This is a genomic window from Paenibacillus sp. TAB_01, from assembly GCF_043945595.1.
GTDB lineage: Bacteria > Bacillota > Bacilli > Paenibacillales > NBRC-103111 > Paenibacillus_S.
The window spans coordinates 1-13721 of record NZ_JBIFNP010000001.1 but is presented as its reverse complement, the minus strand read 5'-3'; the positions used below and the strand labels follow the sequence as shown (position 1 = coordinate 13721).

Annotated in this window: 24 protein-coding genes and 2 pseudogenes; all 26 read right to left on the bottom strand. The window is 47.7% G+C overall.

Annotated features, from left to right (window positions below; genetic code table 11):
* Positions 1-257: 257 nt before the first annotated feature.
* Positions 258-1703, bottom strand: coding sequence for a hypothetical protein (locus ACHHV8_RS00130; protein ID WP_395155668.1), 1446 nt, complete (start codon positions 1701-1703; stop codon positions 258-260).
* A gap of 21 nt (positions 1704-1724) precedes the next feature.
* Positions 1725-2111 (bottom strand): hypothetical protein, encoded by a 387-nt coding sequence (locus ACHHV8_RS00125; RefSeq protein ID WP_395155667.1) that lies wholly within the window; start codon positions 2109-2111, stop codon positions 1725-1727.
* A gap of 519 nt (positions 2112-2630) precedes the next feature.
* Positions 2631-2825, bottom strand: a complete 195-nt coding sequence (locus ACHHV8_RS00120) for a hypothetical protein (RefSeq protein ID WP_395155666.1) — start codon at positions 2823-2825, stop codon at positions 2631-2633.
* A gap of 1 nt (position 2826) precedes the next feature.
* Entirely contained in the window at positions 2827-3075 is a 249-nt protein-coding gene (locus ACHHV8_RS00115; protein ID WP_395155664.1) for a hypothetical protein, read from the bottom strand.
* 19 nt (positions 3076-3094) lie between these two features.
* Positions 3095-3247 (bottom strand): hypothetical protein, encoded by a 153-nt coding sequence (locus ACHHV8_RS00110; RefSeq protein WP_395155662.1) that lies wholly within the window; start codon positions 3245-3247, stop codon positions 3095-3097.
* Complete coding sequence (locus ACHHV8_RS00105) at positions 3244-4596, bottom strand: hypothetical protein (protein WP_395155660.1); 1353 nt, start codon at positions 4594-4596, stop codon at positions 3244-3246. The genes ACHHV8_RS00110 and ACHHV8_RS00105 overlap by 4 nt, the downstream gene beginning before the upstream one ends.
* A gap of 33 nt (positions 4597-4629) precedes the next feature.
* Positions 4630-5166: a putative phage tail protein gene (locus ACHHV8_RS00100; protein WP_395155658.1), complete on the bottom strand. Its 537-nt coding sequence runs from the start codon at positions 5164-5166 to the stop codon at positions 4630-4632.
* On the bottom strand, positions 5156-6217 hold the full coding sequence (locus ACHHV8_RS00095; protein WP_395155656.1) for a baseplate J/gp47 family protein: 1062 nt from the start codon (positions 6215-6217) through the stop codon (positions 5156-5158). The genes ACHHV8_RS00100 and ACHHV8_RS00095 overlap by 11 nt, the downstream gene beginning before the upstream one ends.
* Before the next feature lie 465 nt (positions 6218-6682).
* Positions 6683-6952: pseudogene (locus tag ACHHV8_RS00090) on the bottom strand (DUF2577 family protein); the annotation flags it as partial.
* A 272-nt stretch (positions 6953-7224) separates the two neighbouring features.
* The gene (locus tag ACHHV8_RS00085; protein WP_395155654.1) at positions 7225-7527 is read right to left on the bottom strand and encodes an XkdQ/YqbQ family protein; all 303 of its coding nucleotides are present in this window, start codon (positions 7525-7527) and stop codon (positions 7225-7227) included.
* Positions 7527-7904: an XkdQ/YqbQ family protein gene (locus ACHHV8_RS00080; RefSeq protein WP_395155652.1), complete on the bottom strand. Its 378-nt coding sequence runs from the start codon at positions 7902-7904 to the stop codon at positions 7527-7529. The genes ACHHV8_RS00085 and ACHHV8_RS00080 overlap by 1 nt, the downstream gene beginning before the upstream one ends.
* 549 nt (positions 7905-8453) lie before the next feature.
* On the bottom strand, positions 8454-8606 hold the full coding sequence (locus tag ACHHV8_RS00075) for a hypothetical protein (RefSeq protein ID WP_395155650.1): 153 nt from the start codon (positions 8604-8606) through the stop codon (positions 8454-8456).
* Between the two features lie 117 nt (positions 8607-8723).
* Positions 8724-9200: a hypothetical protein gene (locus ACHHV8_RS00070; RefSeq protein ID WP_395155648.1), complete on the bottom strand. Its 477-nt coding sequence runs from the start codon at positions 9198-9200 to the stop codon at positions 8724-8726.
* A 309-nt stretch (positions 9201-9509) separates the two neighbouring features.
* Entirely contained in the window at positions 9510-9752 is a 243-nt protein-coding gene (locus ACHHV8_RS00065; RefSeq protein WP_395163383.1) for a tape measure protein, read from the bottom strand.
* Positions 9655-9873, bottom strand: a complete 219-nt coding sequence (locus ACHHV8_RS00060; RefSeq protein ID WP_395155646.1) for a tape measure protein — start codon at positions 9871-9873, stop codon at positions 9655-9657. Before ACHHV8_RS00060 ends, ACHHV8_RS00065 begins: the two co-directional genes overlap by 98 nt.
* A 437-nt stretch (positions 9874-10310) precedes the next feature.
* On the bottom strand, positions 10311-10466 hold the full coding sequence (locus tag ACHHV8_RS00055; protein ID WP_395155644.1) for a hypothetical protein: 156 nt from the start codon (positions 10464-10466) through the stop codon (positions 10311-10313).
* A 72-nt stretch (positions 10467-10538) separates the two neighbouring features.
* Positions 10539-10856 carry a hypothetical protein gene (locus tag ACHHV8_RS00050; protein ID WP_395155642.1) on the bottom strand — a complete coding sequence of 106 codons (318 nt, stop codon included), beginning with the start codon at positions 10854-10856 and terminating at the stop codon, positions 10539-10541.
* 39 nt (positions 10857-10895) lie between these two features.
* Positions 10896-11006 carry a phage tail tube protein gene (locus ACHHV8_RS00045; RefSeq protein ID WP_395155640.1) on the bottom strand — a complete coding sequence of 37 codons (111 nt, stop codon included), beginning with the start codon at positions 11004-11006 and terminating at the stop codon, positions 10896-10898.
* A gap of 35 nt (positions 11007-11041) precedes the next feature.
* The gene (locus ACHHV8_RS00040; protein ID WP_395155638.1) at positions 11042-11323 is read right to left on the bottom strand and encodes a phage tail tube protein; all 282 of its coding nucleotides are present in this window, start codon (positions 11321-11323) and stop codon (positions 11042-11044) included.
* Positions 11324-11339: 16 nt separating this feature from the next.
* On the bottom strand, positions 11340-11732 hold the full coding sequence (locus ACHHV8_RS00035; RefSeq protein ID WP_395155636.1) for a phage tail sheath C-terminal domain-containing protein: 393 nt from the start codon (positions 11730-11732) through the stop codon (positions 11340-11342).
* Entirely contained in the window at positions 11729-12274 is a 546-nt protein-coding gene (locus ACHHV8_RS00030; RefSeq protein ID WP_395155634.1) for a phage tail sheath subtilisin-like domain-containing protein, read from the bottom strand. Before ACHHV8_RS00030 ends, ACHHV8_RS00035 begins: the two co-directional genes overlap by 4 nt.
* Before the next feature lie 139 nt (positions 12275-12413).
* The gene (locus ACHHV8_RS00025; protein ID WP_395155632.1) at positions 12414-12554 is read right to left on the bottom strand and encodes a hypothetical protein; all 141 of its coding nucleotides are present in this window, start codon (positions 12552-12554) and stop codon (positions 12414-12416) included.
* Positions 12555-12571: 17 nt separating this feature from the next.
* Positions 12572-12835: a hypothetical protein gene (locus tag ACHHV8_RS00020; protein WP_395155630.1), complete on the bottom strand. Its 264-nt coding sequence runs from the start codon at positions 12833-12835 to the stop codon at positions 12572-12574.
* 71 nt (positions 12836-12906) lie between these two features.
* Positions 12907-13080 (bottom strand): phage tail terminator family protein, encoded by a 174-nt coding sequence (locus tag ACHHV8_RS00015; RefSeq protein ID WP_395155628.1) that lies wholly within the window; start codon positions 13078-13080, stop codon positions 12907-12909.
* Between the two features lie 166 nt (positions 13081-13246).
* Positions 13247-13432 (bottom strand): phage head closure protein, encoded by a 186-nt coding sequence (locus tag ACHHV8_RS00010; protein WP_395155626.1) that lies wholly within the window; start codon positions 13430-13432, stop codon positions 13247-13249.
* 1 nt (position 13433) lies between these two features.
* Positions 13434-13721: pseudogene (locus ACHHV8_RS00005) on the bottom strand (hypothetical protein); the annotation flags it as partial.

Here is a 13721-nt window from a genome sequence, read left to right as displayed (position 1 = left end):
GGGCGCGCTGCTCAAGGCGAATGTCATCTACGCCTCTTTTGATGTACTCCACATCAGCATGCAATACCGCGCCGTCCCCAGCCTCTTTTCGAATTTCCTGTCGAATAGAACGTGTCCTCCCGGAACCAGCCGATGATTATACCGCTAATGGCAGCTAAAATAGAGATTGTTGTTGTGAATGCTGTCATGTCCTGCATCTATTACTCCTCTCGCCCCACTAAGGGCATAAAAATACCCCGATCGGCTCGGGGCTAGTGCTAAATTAATCCTAGTGTTAGAGTAATGATGCCGGAAGCAACCGGGGACTTGTGCTGCTGTGCATCGATAACATAAGCTTCGTGGTAGTAGATGCCCGGTGGAAAATTCTCGGTATCTGCCGTGGTAAGCGAGACAGTAAATCTCTCGGACCCAGTGATTTCGATGCCGCCAACTGTATCCTTGAGCAGGGCGGGCTCGCTGGCATTGCCTTTTCTCATCGCCCACATGACGGAAGCACTCGTAAAATCATCAATGCCTGCCACGGAGAAATCCAGATACTTGGACTCGCCGCGTTCCATTTCGAAATTCTGATTCTTCTTCACAGTTTGCAAATCACCTCCCAGCTCGATCCTTAATTCGCGGGATGCAAGCAGGCTAACCCGCAGTACCCGATCTGCCTGCAGCGCAACCCGGGAAACAATCAAATTTTGCTCATCGAAAACGATCTGCAATGTTGGCAAATCGAGTGAGCCTGTCTGAAAGATTGCCAGCTTCACAGGGATCATATCTGCACCGGACTTATAAATAATCTGCCGGGTGTCGGACGGGTCCACCCCGATGCGGTATATGCTCTGTCTTGCCGGGAGTTGAATCACGCCGGGCGAGTAAATGGATTGCCTGGTTGGATGCTGGTCAGTTCCTTGCCTGACTATAACCTGCTTTGTTGGATAAGCAGCCGCCCCGGACGAATAGATTGATTGTCTCGTGGCATACGAAATAACCCCAGGAATCCCATCTTGCGTGATGACCTGCAGAGTGGAATAGGATACGGAGCCAATAGCATAGATAGCCTGTTTTGTGGGCGCGTTGGTGGTCTGGGGCTGGTAGATCGTCTGGCCTGTGGCATAGCTATCTGCCCCAATTTGGCTGACGATCTGCTTCGTAGAGACGGCGACACTGCCGGATTGAGTGATGACTTGTTTGGTCGCATAATTGACTGTTCCGGCATCCCCTACCGGACCGTCCTGTACCCAACTACCGCCGATTAGAGTCGCATGATTACCATTGCCAGTCTGGTCCTGTACGGTGCCGGTGGACATGTCATAATGGGCAACTAGCGTAGTGCCGTTATACAGTTTGATGTCATAAATATCGCCGTCTATTGTGCTGTTTGCGGCTCCGCTGCTGTTCGAAAATATATTGCCGTCATCCATAGCGGTGGAAGAAAACGTATGTTCAATAGTCGTTTTAGTATTCTCAGGAATGAATGTAGTGCCATTGCTAACAGAAGTGCCACTTACCTTGATAGCTCCCGCGCCTATTGCGTCGGTGCCGTTTATCTGTTGTATAAGATAGGCAAAGCTGATGCCTGTCCTAAAGTCCCACAAAACCCTTACGACATCTGTTTTACGTCTTACCGCTACTTCTGCGACAATCCGGCTCAGGGTCATGGACGGCAGCTTGATGTAACTGCCGTTCCCAGGCATTTGGAGATAGTACGCCAAGTTACCTACCTCCTCGAATGGCTATGCGGCATATTCCGTGTAGCTCACTATCAGCTTGATATCCGATTTATTTTGAACCGATTGGCCCGAAGGTACGGTAACCTTAATCCAAAATGGAACCCCAACATTAGCCGAAGTGATGTTTGCCATACTCAGGGCAGCGCTGGCCGCACCGTAAGTCCCAGCAGAACCGGAAACGTCAGGAGCCAACTGGAACCATGTACTCTCGTCTCCTCCGGTTGCGTCCGTCGGATCGATGTTGATGCCCTGGTATGTCCTAGTGGCATCATCGTTAAAAAGCCATACCTTAACTTCTTGCGCAGATCCGGTTGTTGGATGTTGCGTGGTAATGGGATTTGCGTCAGAGACAATATCGGTCAAACCGCTGTTTTTGGAGATTTTCAGCATATACCTAAGTCGCCGCCTTTCGTAGAATGAATTGGAAAATGAAAAGCAACCATCCCATTTAGCTTCAAAGGGATGATCCGTATTGAAAATTAGAAACGAGTACTAAATGAGAAAAGCCTTCCACCAACAGATAGATGACAAAAACATAGATGCAGAGCAGAGTAAATAGACATAGTTACTTTGTTGTTCTTTAAACCGGATAATATATACAATGGCTGAAAACGTTGTTAAAATAAAAACGATTAACTGTATCAAATCAGTTCCACTCATTTTTGACCTCACCATTTCTTCTTAAGGAGCTACCCTATTTGGATACCTTTTACACCATTTTCGGAGTTGTTTTAGCACTTATTCCTGGTAACTAATTACTCCAATAAGAAAACTCGCCACACTATTCAGCTATCCGAGGACTTATTTAGATTCGACAATTTCTTTTTTTATAACGGTTCGGTTTATTGTAGAAGAGGATGGAAAGATTGATTTCACAAAGTAATATATGCTTTACTGGATTCGTTGATTTTAAAGTGGAATCTCCGGTTTTTGAGCAGCCACATAAGCGACAACCGCCTTCCGATCCTCTTCCCGCCCCGGATCGTTCAGGGCATCATAATTACTTGCGATGATCAGAGTAAGCGTCGGGGCCTCACCTGCGTTAAATCGTGTGATGCAGGCATTACCGACAATGCGCACCTGCAGAGATGTCATATTTGCCATTTTACAAACCTCCCATAATAAGATCAGCCATCATTAATTCCAGGTCAGCGAGCCGCGCGCGGTCAATCTGAGCCTGCGTTTTGGGTATCCGATCCCGTTCATCAGTAAACAATGAAGCGTCGAAATCGTCACCTGGCTTATATTCGCCGTGATCCGTGACCAGTACGGGAATATCCGTGTAGTAAATGTTTACCTTTTCTTCGGGCTGGGGAATGCCCTGATCGTCGGGAACCCAATCTGTATACGCCACCCGTCCCGACTCGATCCGGTCATACCGGATGATTGCTTCGATCCAGCACGATTATATCATGCTGTACCCCCTTGGCCCCTCCCCCCTCGGCCTCGATGATATCGCCGTCAATCGCTGTGACCTTATCAATAAAGTTAGCAAGTAACCCATCCTTGTATAGAATAGCTATCATCGGATAACTCCTCCCCCACCTGTGGCTTCTGCCGTTGTTCCTGCGGGTTGTGAACTAAATTTTCCGAGTGTCGATGCTTCCGAAGATTGAAGCCCGTTCGTGTTCCCCGACCCCGTATTTGTTGTACTAAATACAATCGAATGTCGTTGAATGAAAATCCCGTTTTGTCTATTTGATAATTCGCATCCTGAAACCGTTCCTTTAGACTTATTGTATATAACCGCACTAAACGATGTTGTCGCATTGGTACACCTACAGGCGTCGAATGTGACGGCTGAACTACCATAGGCCGAAAATCCATCATGGGTAGTGGATATTGCTTTTAGGCCTCGTATGGTTACATCCAGTACGCAGTTAAATACATCTACACTATTCACAGCATAATTATCGGATACGGCTGTTCCACCTACGAGAAGAATCGATCCTTTACCCATGAACCCGTTTATACCTATACCTTCACTGTAGGTTCCGGCGGACACATTAATTGTAACTTGATGATTGACAATCTGAGGTATCCGGTTAATGGCTGCCTGAATGGTTCTCAAGGCTGTCCCACTTGTCAATCCATCATTCGAGTCATTCCCTGTCGTGGCGACATACAACGTGATATTCCCTTCTGTAGCACTCACTATAAGAGGGGATATCGATCCGCTGGCCCATGTTGAGAAGGCTGATGTACCCCCCGGATAGGTGCCTGTGTAGTCGATTTGCCCACCCTCATGCGCTTGCATTCCAATTGTATTTCCTGATCCTTTATTTGCGGCACAATAGACTTTACAAGCATAAGCGACTTCGATACCTATAGATCGATTTGAAATGGTACTGTTGATACAGCGGCCTGAAGTACCATCGAATACAACGCCTGCTATGCTTGCACTAGCTGTAATACGACAACTGTCGAAAATAACATGCTTGGATCGAACCGCCAAGAATCCAGCCTGTGTTGTACTAGATGCCATGAACCCTGCAACGCTTGCAATTATCATTGTGTTTTTTATAGCAATGGAATTAATAACGAGGGTGTCCGGGTTTGCAGGAACACCCGCGATTCGTATCGTACCACTACCCACGATACCTGTAATTAATACATCCTCGGCATAGGTGCCTGCTGCTACATTGATTGTATACAGATGATTACACACCTGCGGAATCATGCTTACTGCTTTACCAACCGTCTTAAATGGTGTTGCCGCACTCGTACCGTTGTTCGAGTCGCTTCCGGCTGGGCTTACGTAATAAGTCTTGTCAGCCGTTGATTTAACCGGAACCAGTAAATCAATTTTGTCCCAGTTATCGTCTAGGTTTGTCTCCAGATTAAAATACGTCGTGGTAGGGGACGGCCGGATCAATCTTATTTAATCCAATGTTTGGTGTCTGTGGGGTCATACGCCACCTCCTGCGAATCTATCGAGCGTTGTGCTTTCAATTTGTGCTATTGTCATACTTTCAACTTCGGAAATGGTCAGGTAACGTAATGAATAATTCACGGGTAAATGCGCCGGCTTAATATTTTCAATCGCTGCATACAAATCGTTCACATTAGGTGGCGACCCGATTACACTGACAAATTGAATCCGTATATGCCCGTCGAAAGTAACCTCAACATCACCATTCGTAAAGCTATCTGCCACAATTTTTATTAAAGCCGCATCGATCTTACCTGTTCCACGCATCTTGCTTTTTACGACCGATCTACGCTCACTGTACGGCTTGCTGGCATCTTTCACTATTCCGAGCTCAGATTCATATATGTCCAATGCCCAGGTGGCTGTATCAACGGATAACTGCGCCTGCAGATCAGATAATACACCGTCCCGACTATTAAACTGAGCGGCCTCTGCATCAAAAATCGATTTGTATACGAGAGAACCGCGCATGAATGGTTGCAGCCGTTTTCGCATCTCCTCGCTACGTGACATTGACAGACACCGTCCCAAGCACAGGCACATTTTCTGTGCCAATAGCAATATTAGAGTTGCTACCGTTAATCAGCAGATCCGAATAATCCTCGACGCCATCGCTGGCCAATATTGCAGCTCCGGTTTTTCCGTAGCTGACAATCGATTCCACAAAAGCAACATCGCGAAAATATTGCACCAGACTATCTTCAATATGACCTTCCGCTTGCTGCTGGGTATACCCCGTCGAAAGTACAATAGACACTGAGATGTTAATCTCTACGGCAGCTGCACTGGCGACGGTCACAAATGCTCCAATAGGGGCCGCGCCCTCACCCAGACCGGATACCCCAGGATCGATATATTCCTGCACGTTACTCACAAGCTGAGTCGATGCCGGCAGACGATTTGCATCAATGACCACAACTTTGACCGTGTTATCACCATCCCAAAGAGATATAATCCTGGCATCGCCAACGCCCGACACCTCCTTGGCCCAATTCCGATAATGCGCTTTGTTGCCGCTGGTGGCCGGCGTTTGGATTCGATCAAAGTAGCGTTGCAGCAAATCAGTGTCTGACTCCTCTTCAAAACCATCCATCGTTTGTCCTGGGTTGTTGACGGCAGTGAACCCGGTCAGTGTAACGGGAAATAACGTGATCGTATTTGCGGCGACATTGCCGCTACTGCCAGCAATCACTGCTTCGATTGAAACCGATCCACTTAATACAATGGGTTTCGTTTCGGTTGCCTGAAATTGTGTGCCGCCTGCTGTTTCAAACAAGTCGCCTATATGAATGGTTCCTGTACCGGTTAGCACAACGCTACCCGTTGCTTTTGTCGCTGTCTTACGGGTTATGCCCGTTCGTTCGTTGATTCGCTGCGCCAATTCATCCCCAGCAAGATTATTAATGCTTAATTTGTCCTTCACTGTTTGTATGGACACATCTGTTTGCTCAAACTGCTCCGCAGCCGGTACAAGGGCGTCATAGATGAAGCTACCTGCCCGCTTATCATAGTCATCCGGAACATCGCTGAGCATATTTGAAAGAATCTCGTCTTTGCTTGCCACCTACACCACCACCTGCTCTCGCCGTTTTCCCGTAAATACTACTGACTTCAAAACTAATGTACAAGAACCGCGCACCGTCCATCGTAAAACCAAAGCCATCCACCCGTGTGATGGCATCATTCTGGAGTAACGCTTCCCGTGATCATTCGTTCAAATTCAGCTTGGCTATAGGCGGGATTGAAATTCTTGCCGATAATCGTATCATGCTCGCTGCCGAATTCGGTTCCGGCAATATATACCGCTGTCTTTGACGGTAAAAAGAAGTATTTTTTTGAACCCAGATTTTTAAATAGCTTAATTCGGTTACTGCCATCAGCTTTCCGTCCATCATTTTAAAATCGCCAGTATTAAAATCCCAATCCAACGTCCGGTGAACAGTTGTCGATGCAGTTGATGACTGCAGGTCGTTGTCGGGAAAATCCAGCTGCGCGATTTGCGGGGAAACCCGCCGGCATGAACCACCACCTATACTAAATCAATGACATACCACATCTGCAGATACTCATCCGGTGCAACAATTAATTGATCCCCTACAGATAGGGGAATCTTCCACAGAACGGTATCGTCCACCATATTCCCGTTAGCGTCCTGCCATCGGTTAGGGATCTGAAGCCCATCGGTAAAGATCCTTGGCATGATGAGCTTGTCTGCCTTCAGGATGATACTGTCGCCCCACTGCACTGCAAGCGGATTGGTTTCGACGACTCTGCCCATTCGTAGAGATGTACTCGGGGATTCCGATTTTGCATATACAAATCAGCAATTTTCCTGGCTAATAGGTCGATACTATCCATCAATTGACCTCCTCCGGCAGTGCCAGCTCCAGATCCATCATGTGAATCTGATTGGATACCGTATGTTTCGCGGTTACAATCATAAATCGGCCGGACATGCCCGTAATTGGCTCGTCTCATGCTCAAGCAACCTTCCTGCTTTAACTACATCCCCAAGCAGCTTAATGCTGTTTGTTTCGTGAATGCGGTTAAGACGCTGCAGAAGGATTCTTGCTACCTCTGGTCTTCGGCAGCATCCTCCGCATCGATTTTATAGACATCCTCCAGCAGTCCATATTTAGTGACAGATTCCTCGTCCTGTGCCGTTGCCACGACTTCGTATTTTGCCGCAGCCTTATCATCCTTGTCATGTTCAACCAAGATTTTCACCTGGTTCCGCAAGCTTTCAATGGTCCGTCTCCAGGCCGCAAGCGGGCTTGCCATGATATTGACCGGGGCAATATTACCCGCTAATTGAAAAGTACCGGTAATGACCATATCGGCCATCTCTTCAAAATAAATCTTGCCTTTCCGCATTACAGCTCGCTGTATCGTTTCCCGCTGCGGCGCTCGTGTTTCTTAAGAATTTCGTCGATGATCTCAGCTGGCGATTTCTCAAGATAAATTTCATCTATAGGCGTGTTCATTTCAGGAACACTGCCGATCAGCATGCCAAAATCCTTCAATATGCGCTCGATCGCCTTGGAAGCCGAAAGGTTATTGAATTGGTAAACGCTCTTTGATTTGCCGAGATACCAGGCATAATCATACACGGTATACTTATTTGCTTCCCATCCGGGCCGGCTCTCCGTGACAATAATGCCGCGGTACACTTCCTCGTCATCTTTAAGCACGTCAACATTGCCCAACTCGCAAGGGTTAATCGGGAATAACGCCGTATCATTCCAGAACAATTCATACTCCAAAACCGACATGAGCGATAAATTACTGTCCCAGGTGATCGTCCCGGCAAGCGGCGTAATATCATACGTTTCTATTGATCATTTTTCACAAGCAGCAACTTAAACGTGCTCCCCCCTACATTGTGATGAATGTAAATTCGGTCATCTTCAGGGTATAGTAAATATCGCCGTCTTTTTTATTCCATGATCAAAATCATCAATGGTGACAGCCATATTAAGCGATTGGCCGTTTGTGTTCGAAATAACCAAACGAACCGGAGGCGCCGATCTCTCCATCGTTCGATGGTTTCCACATAGGCCATCCCCCACAGTTCACGAGATTGTAAAAACGGATAATCATGACCGATGGCCGGAAAAAAGGACTGATCTCAATGGAGCGGAGTCCTCGAGGCCGATCAGATTCGGCTGCCCTTGAAGGCCGCTCATCTGCTCGTTTTTCCACGGACTAGGGAATTGGAATCTGCCGGCGGCACAGGAAGTTGAATGACTTCTTCGTTGTTATTGATCGAAAGAAATACCTGCAACCATGATCTTTCTCCTTTATGTGGCATACAGATGTCTTTCAATGCGGCCCAGAAGCGAATCCGCAATTTCAAGCGGCGTGCTGTTATCCTTCAGCTTCGCTGTATTCTGGGTTGTCGCCGCGGTATTGGCATTCAGAGCCTCCGTCAGGCCGGCCATTGAATCGGTCATCTCTTTGTCGTCATCCGACTTCTTTTTTATCCCGATCTGCTTGCGCCTTCTTGGTTTGCGCCATGATGCTGTCTTCGGAAAACTTGGCTCCGTCGAAATCCACCTTTGGAATAAGGTTTAGATCACTTTCCCATTTGGCTTTTCCATATTTGCTTTTGCTCCGCCAAAATCGACCTTACCGAACCCGCCAAAGGATAACTCGTCGGCCACATTCCCATAACCGAGCTTATTGGAAACCTGGTTCGCACCGCGGATGAGCGTATTGAGCCCGCTCGTAGCCCGATCCACCATCGTATCGATTAATCCGATAAAACCGTTAACACCCGCTTCGCCGGCACTAATAATGCCGTTCCAGATCGATTTTCCGGAGAACTCTATACTGTCCCAAGCGAATTTATAAAACCTGAGCATGAAATTGGCGAATACGAGATACTTATTTACTGCCCATTCTGCCGCACCGACGACCGTATTCCATAATTGCATGCCGTAAAAATGCTGCTCCCAGTTCTGAATAACATAGGTTCCGGCGATCACAAGTAAGCCAAGGACAGTCGCAAGAACTCCGATCGGATTCAGCCGTACAGCTGCAGCCAATCCCGAATTGTGACCTCGCCATTAGCCAGGTTGCAGCTGTCGTCGCTAACGAGTAGCCTCTCACGACAAGAAGCGCAATCCCGTAGGCTGCAAAGGCGGCGGCCACTCCATAAACGATAGGCCCAATGAAAACCCAAGTTGTTGACAACGAAATTAGTGATAGAAAAGAGCACAGAAGCGACTGCCTTAGTTCCGTTATAAACGTTCAACAGCCCTTGGCTGAAAAGATTACTCCATGCAGCAACGCCGTCTCCGGATAGAAGCCCCTGTACCCCTTGCAAATCCTTCTTCATTGCCTCAAATAAAGGTTTAGTCACCCGCAAGCCCGAGCGTCGCTGTTTCTATCATATTGGCGACCGTATACGAAAATGTATCGGACATCGCTTCCATAGAGCCACCAAAACGCGAATCCAGCCCCTTCATCAGTGCAGGAATGACCTGATCGGACAGCAGCTCACCGTTCGCGGCAAGATTCATTAGCTCGCCAGTGGATTTCCCCATCTCCTTGGCAAGCAATTGCCAAGCAGGAACCCCTGCGCTCTGCGAGCTGATTGACCTCTTCAGCGCTCAGTTTGCCTTTTGACTGGATTTGTCCGATAGCAAGAGCAATACCCTTCATTTGCTCCGTATCGCCACCTACAGCCGCTACAGCGTCGCCTAAACTGTGAAGCATGGGACGACCTTATCTCCTGAGAAGCCCATACCAATTAACGTCTTGGCGGCATCCTGTAGTCCGGCAATTCAAAGGGTGACTGTGTTGCCAGTTTCTGAAGATCCGATACCATGACTTGGGCTTTGGATGCCTAACGAGAAGGATATCGAATGTATGGCTCGGCAGTTTCCATACCCGCATTCGTTTTGACCCCAAGCCAACCGCTCCAGCACCAACTGCTCCCATAGCAGCTGTCGCGGCCAGCGCGCCCTTTTTGATGCCAGACCATGCTTCTTCTCCGGCTTCTTTAAGCTCTTTCAGCTTGTTTTTATATTCAACGGTCCTTCTGCCATCTTATTCAAGGGCCGGGTGACGCCGTCACGCAGAACCATCGTTTTGGATATGACTTTAGATCCCATAAGGTCACCTTGCCTTTCGATGCAGCGCGTTAGGGATTCCTAGCTATTCCCCCAACGCTTTGCCTCCTCCTCATAGTGCAGCAGCATCGAAACTTTCATAAACCGCTTCGATGCCGCGTCCAAACCTAACAAGTCCGACAGCGCATGCCCCCGCTGCACATAATGATGCACCATGTACAGATCACTATCGGACATGATTAGTTTTTTAAGTCATCATCTACCTTTTTCACACCGCTGCCGTATCCAGCAAGTTGAAGCGCAAACCCGCTATAGTTGAGAATTTCTCCCGAGCGGAAAAGCATGCGCACAATATCCGTCGGCCACACAACCATATGCCTTTTGCAATTCAGCATCCTTGAGATTTGGCTCGATCATGGTATGGTACACCATATGGACATCCGCCATATCGCTTTTTTGTGGATCTTGCGTCATTTCAATGGCTTCATCTGCGATGGATGAAGCCGGCTCTTGAATAACAACTTCTGCATCCAGAGATTCAACATAGAGCGTCTGCGTCCGTTTTTTCTTCTGTTTCAGCCTCTCCTTCTGAGCGATCAAATCAGTAATTGTTAATTTTTTTGCCATCTTTTCATCAAATCCTTTCAGATTCTCCTAAATAGGAGGTTATGGGTTGATTGTATCTACAAGCTCATAGTCGCTAAATGCGAATGGGATCTCTTCACTTCCCATCGTCTTTTTCTCAAACTTCAGCAGGTTAAATTCGTTGATCGTCACATCATGTACGGGAAGCCCGTTCTGCTCCGAACGCGTCAGGGTCGGCCAGCTTCACCGATCTCGAACCTCGGATAGATTCCCTTACGAACATTTTCAGCCATCGCGCGCTGCACGCGGGAGTAGACCTTTTTGATTGTCATACTCCCTTCACCCTTCCAGCCCATACCCTTCTTATACGTCGCTCCATCACCGCAAAAATTAACATCTTCATAATCAATGGCGCAATCGGCCTCAAACGCATCTACTTCCGCCCAGAGCTCACCATTGACCCAAACGGTGCCATATGTGCCGCTAATAACTCGATTTGCCGGAATCATTTATTTCACCACGTCCTTAAACAGAAATTTTGAATGTCAGGTCTTCGACGGCATCGAGAAACTTCAGGTTAGCTGCCAAAAACACTTTTGACTGAAAGCTTGTTTCTTTTACCTTCTGGTCATCCCATGAGCTGGTATCTGTCCCGATGCCGTCCCAAGCCTGACGCTGCGCTTCGATATCTACGGTCACCGCATTGTCGGCGGACGGATCAAGCACATCTCCCTCCAGCCCGCGCAGATAGGCATTAATTGCAGTGATGAGCAGCACCTGATTGTCATAGCTGTTATTCACTTTCCCGACGTATTCATCGTTGAAGGTCGCTTTATATCTTCCTGCAACGATGTCATGCCCTTCGATGATCTTGATCTTCTTAAAGTCGGCGCCTTTGCCCACGGTAGTGGTCGTCAAAGAATTGACCCCCCGGCCGATCTTAATTTTTTCCCCATGATTGATTCAATGAGCTCGCCTTCGTCAATATCTTGATCTGGCGTTGTATGCTCGGTTATGAAATCAACTTCCGGAAGGACATAATAGGTTGCAGACCGCGTTAGCGGCAGTCCTGCGAGAATGCCGGCTATACGGGCCGTATAATCGGATGCCGTATAGGTTGAGGCCCCCACCACAATTCCAGCCGTAGTAAAATTGATGATGCCTTCATGATCGCTGTCGCTGTTTGGAAGAACGGCCTTGAATGTCCGCTTATCGTTGTCCCGCCACGTTTTGATTTGGGTGGAAACCGTATTTACGTCCGCATCTACAATGCCAGGGACAGCGAGATAATTCCATTTTTTGAACGATAGCCGCGTTAAGGCTGCATTATAATTCGCCGCTTCCGCAGGAATCCGCTCTACGATGACTTTAGAAGGAACACCAAGAAAAGCCTGTTCAATATAGGATTTATTCATGGCAGTCCAATCATCTGCATCGATTTCAGTTGCTGCGGTATACACCTTCGTGTCAAAAGAATCCTCCGTGTCATCCTTGAGGATCAAGGCGACAATGCCCCACTGGCTTCGCTGGACTGCGGATACAGCCAAGCTTGAAAAACTTATATTAATTTCGGGCAAGCCCATCGATATCACCCTTTTTTTATAATTTACTCATAATTCGGTCAAACTCTTGTTCCACTATTTCTGTCCATTGATCATCAATTTCCTGTTCAGCCTTGTCGAAAACATGATATCCGCGGACAAACCCGATTTCTTTCTTGCCAGGTTCGTGCCCGACCATGCGGTGGCCTTTCTCGATTAGATGGGCATGGGGCTTCCGCTATAAACGCGAACCTTCGTCCCTTCGGCATCCATCCGTACCTTTCCGCGCTTGATAGAACGCAAATAGTTACCCGATTCTTTCTTGACAAGCTGCTTCGCTTTGCTGGTAACAATTGCTTTGGCCTTGGTACCTAACCGAAGCATGAGCTGCCGCGCTTCCCTTGGAAAATGATGTTGCAGGTCCTCCAGTTCTCGGCTAAATGTATCGAGCCCACTTGATTTAATATCAAAACTAGCCACGATATCCCAGCTCCTCCATTAGCTCGCCAGCGTCATTATCTGCACGCTCCTCCAAATAAGAGAAGTCAAAATCATAATGGAGAAACCTTGTTGATAATATCAGTAGAAGCGCTATCGATGGTAATCGTTCGGTCACCTGCAGGAAAATTCAACCCGAACAAGCGCTCCAGCCTGTCTTGTACATCATAAGCTTCCTCTTTAAAGACATGACGGTCCCTTGGGAAGTATAGAATTCGGCAGGTCATATCCCGCTGCACTTGGAACGGGAACGTCTCGTTGTATTGGTCTCCAGTGACACAAAGAAGGGCGTTTAAACCTCTTCCTCCACGTCACTGCTTTGAATCGGAATGCCTGGGAATTCCACTTTGATTTTATCGTTAAGTCCAGATTCCAGACCTGCACGAGTCAGCATCACGGAATCACCCTTTCCGCATGAATCACAAGCGTCTCATGCCGATTGTATGGGTCATCGATATACTGAATGTCGTACCGTTGGCCATCGATTACGAGGAACATATCCGGGGTTATGCCCGAATGGTACCGGATTGTCACCTCGACGGTATTCGTCGTTTCGATCATATTGCCTTGATCGGTCATTTCACTGCTTCCGCCGCCTTTGTACTCGAGCTGAGCCGGAACGATGAAGCTGTACTGGTGTCGGACTCATCTCACCCATGCTGTTTTCCGACAATTCGTTATGCCAGATTTCCACGATATCCCGCAGCTTGGCAAGGTTCGTCCGCACATCATCATATGCTTGGCAGACCAGTTCGAGTATTTCATTATTTTTGCTGAAGGTTCGCAAAATCAAATATTCCTTGCCGTCGTACCGGATCTTCTGCTCTCCATTGTATTCGAACTTGTGAATTTCAAAGGTGACGTTAGG

Bases quoted from the DNA above. Each gene is read 5' to 3' on its own strand.
- ACHHV8_RS00125 (WP_395155667.1), bottom strand. From the start codon at position 2,111: ATGCTGAAAATCTCCAAAAACAGCGGTTTGACCGATATTGTCTCTGAC.
- ACHHV8_RS00055 (WP_395155644.1), bottom strand. From the start codon at position 10,466: ATGTCCGATAGTGATCTGTACATGGTGCATCATTATGTGCAGCGGGGG.
- ACHHV8_RS00040 (WP_395155638.1), bottom strand. From the start codon at position 11,323: ATGATTCCGGCAAATCGAGTTATTAGCGGCACATATGGCACCGTTTGG.
- ACHHV8_RS00100 (WP_395155658.1), bottom strand. From the start codon at position 5,166: ATGTCACGTAGCGAGGAGATGCGAAAACGGCTGCAACCATTCATGCGC.
- ACHHV8_RS00015 (WP_395155628.1), bottom strand. From the start codon at position 13,080: ATGACCTGCCGAATTCTATACTTCCCAAGGGACCGTCATGTCTTTAAA.
- ACHHV8_RS00110 (WP_395155662.1), bottom strand. From the start codon at position 3,247: ATGATAGCTATTCTATACAAGGATGGGTTACTTGCTAACTTTATTGAT.
- ACHHV8_RS00085 (WP_395155654.1), bottom strand. From the start codon at position 7,527: ATGCGGAAAGGCAAGATTTATTTTGAAGAGATGGCCGATATGGTCATT.
- ACHHV8_RS00010 (WP_395155626.1), bottom strand. From the start codon at position 13,432: ATGACCGATCAAGGCAATATGATCGAAACGACGAATACCGTCGAGGTG.
- ACHHV8_RS00025 (WP_395155632.1), bottom strand. From the start codon at position 12,554: ATGGTCGGGCACGAACCTGGCAAGAAAGAAATCGGGTTTGTCCGCGGA.
- ACHHV8_RS00050 (WP_395155642.1), bottom strand. From the start codon at position 10,856: ATGGCAAAAAAATTAACAATTACTGATTTGATCGCTCAGAAGGAGAGG.
- ACHHV8_RS00075 (WP_395155650.1), bottom strand. From the start codon at position 8,606: ATGACCGATTCAATGGCCGGCCTGACGGAGGCTCTGAATGCCAATACC.
- ACHHV8_RS00060 (WP_395155646.1), bottom strand. From the start codon at position 9,873: ATGCTTCACAGTTTAGGCGACGCTGTAGCGGCTGTAGGTGGCGATACG.
- ACHHV8_RS00120 (WP_395155666.1), bottom strand. From the start codon at position 2,825: ATGGCAAATATGACATCTCTGCAGGTGCGCATTGTCGGTAATGCCTGC.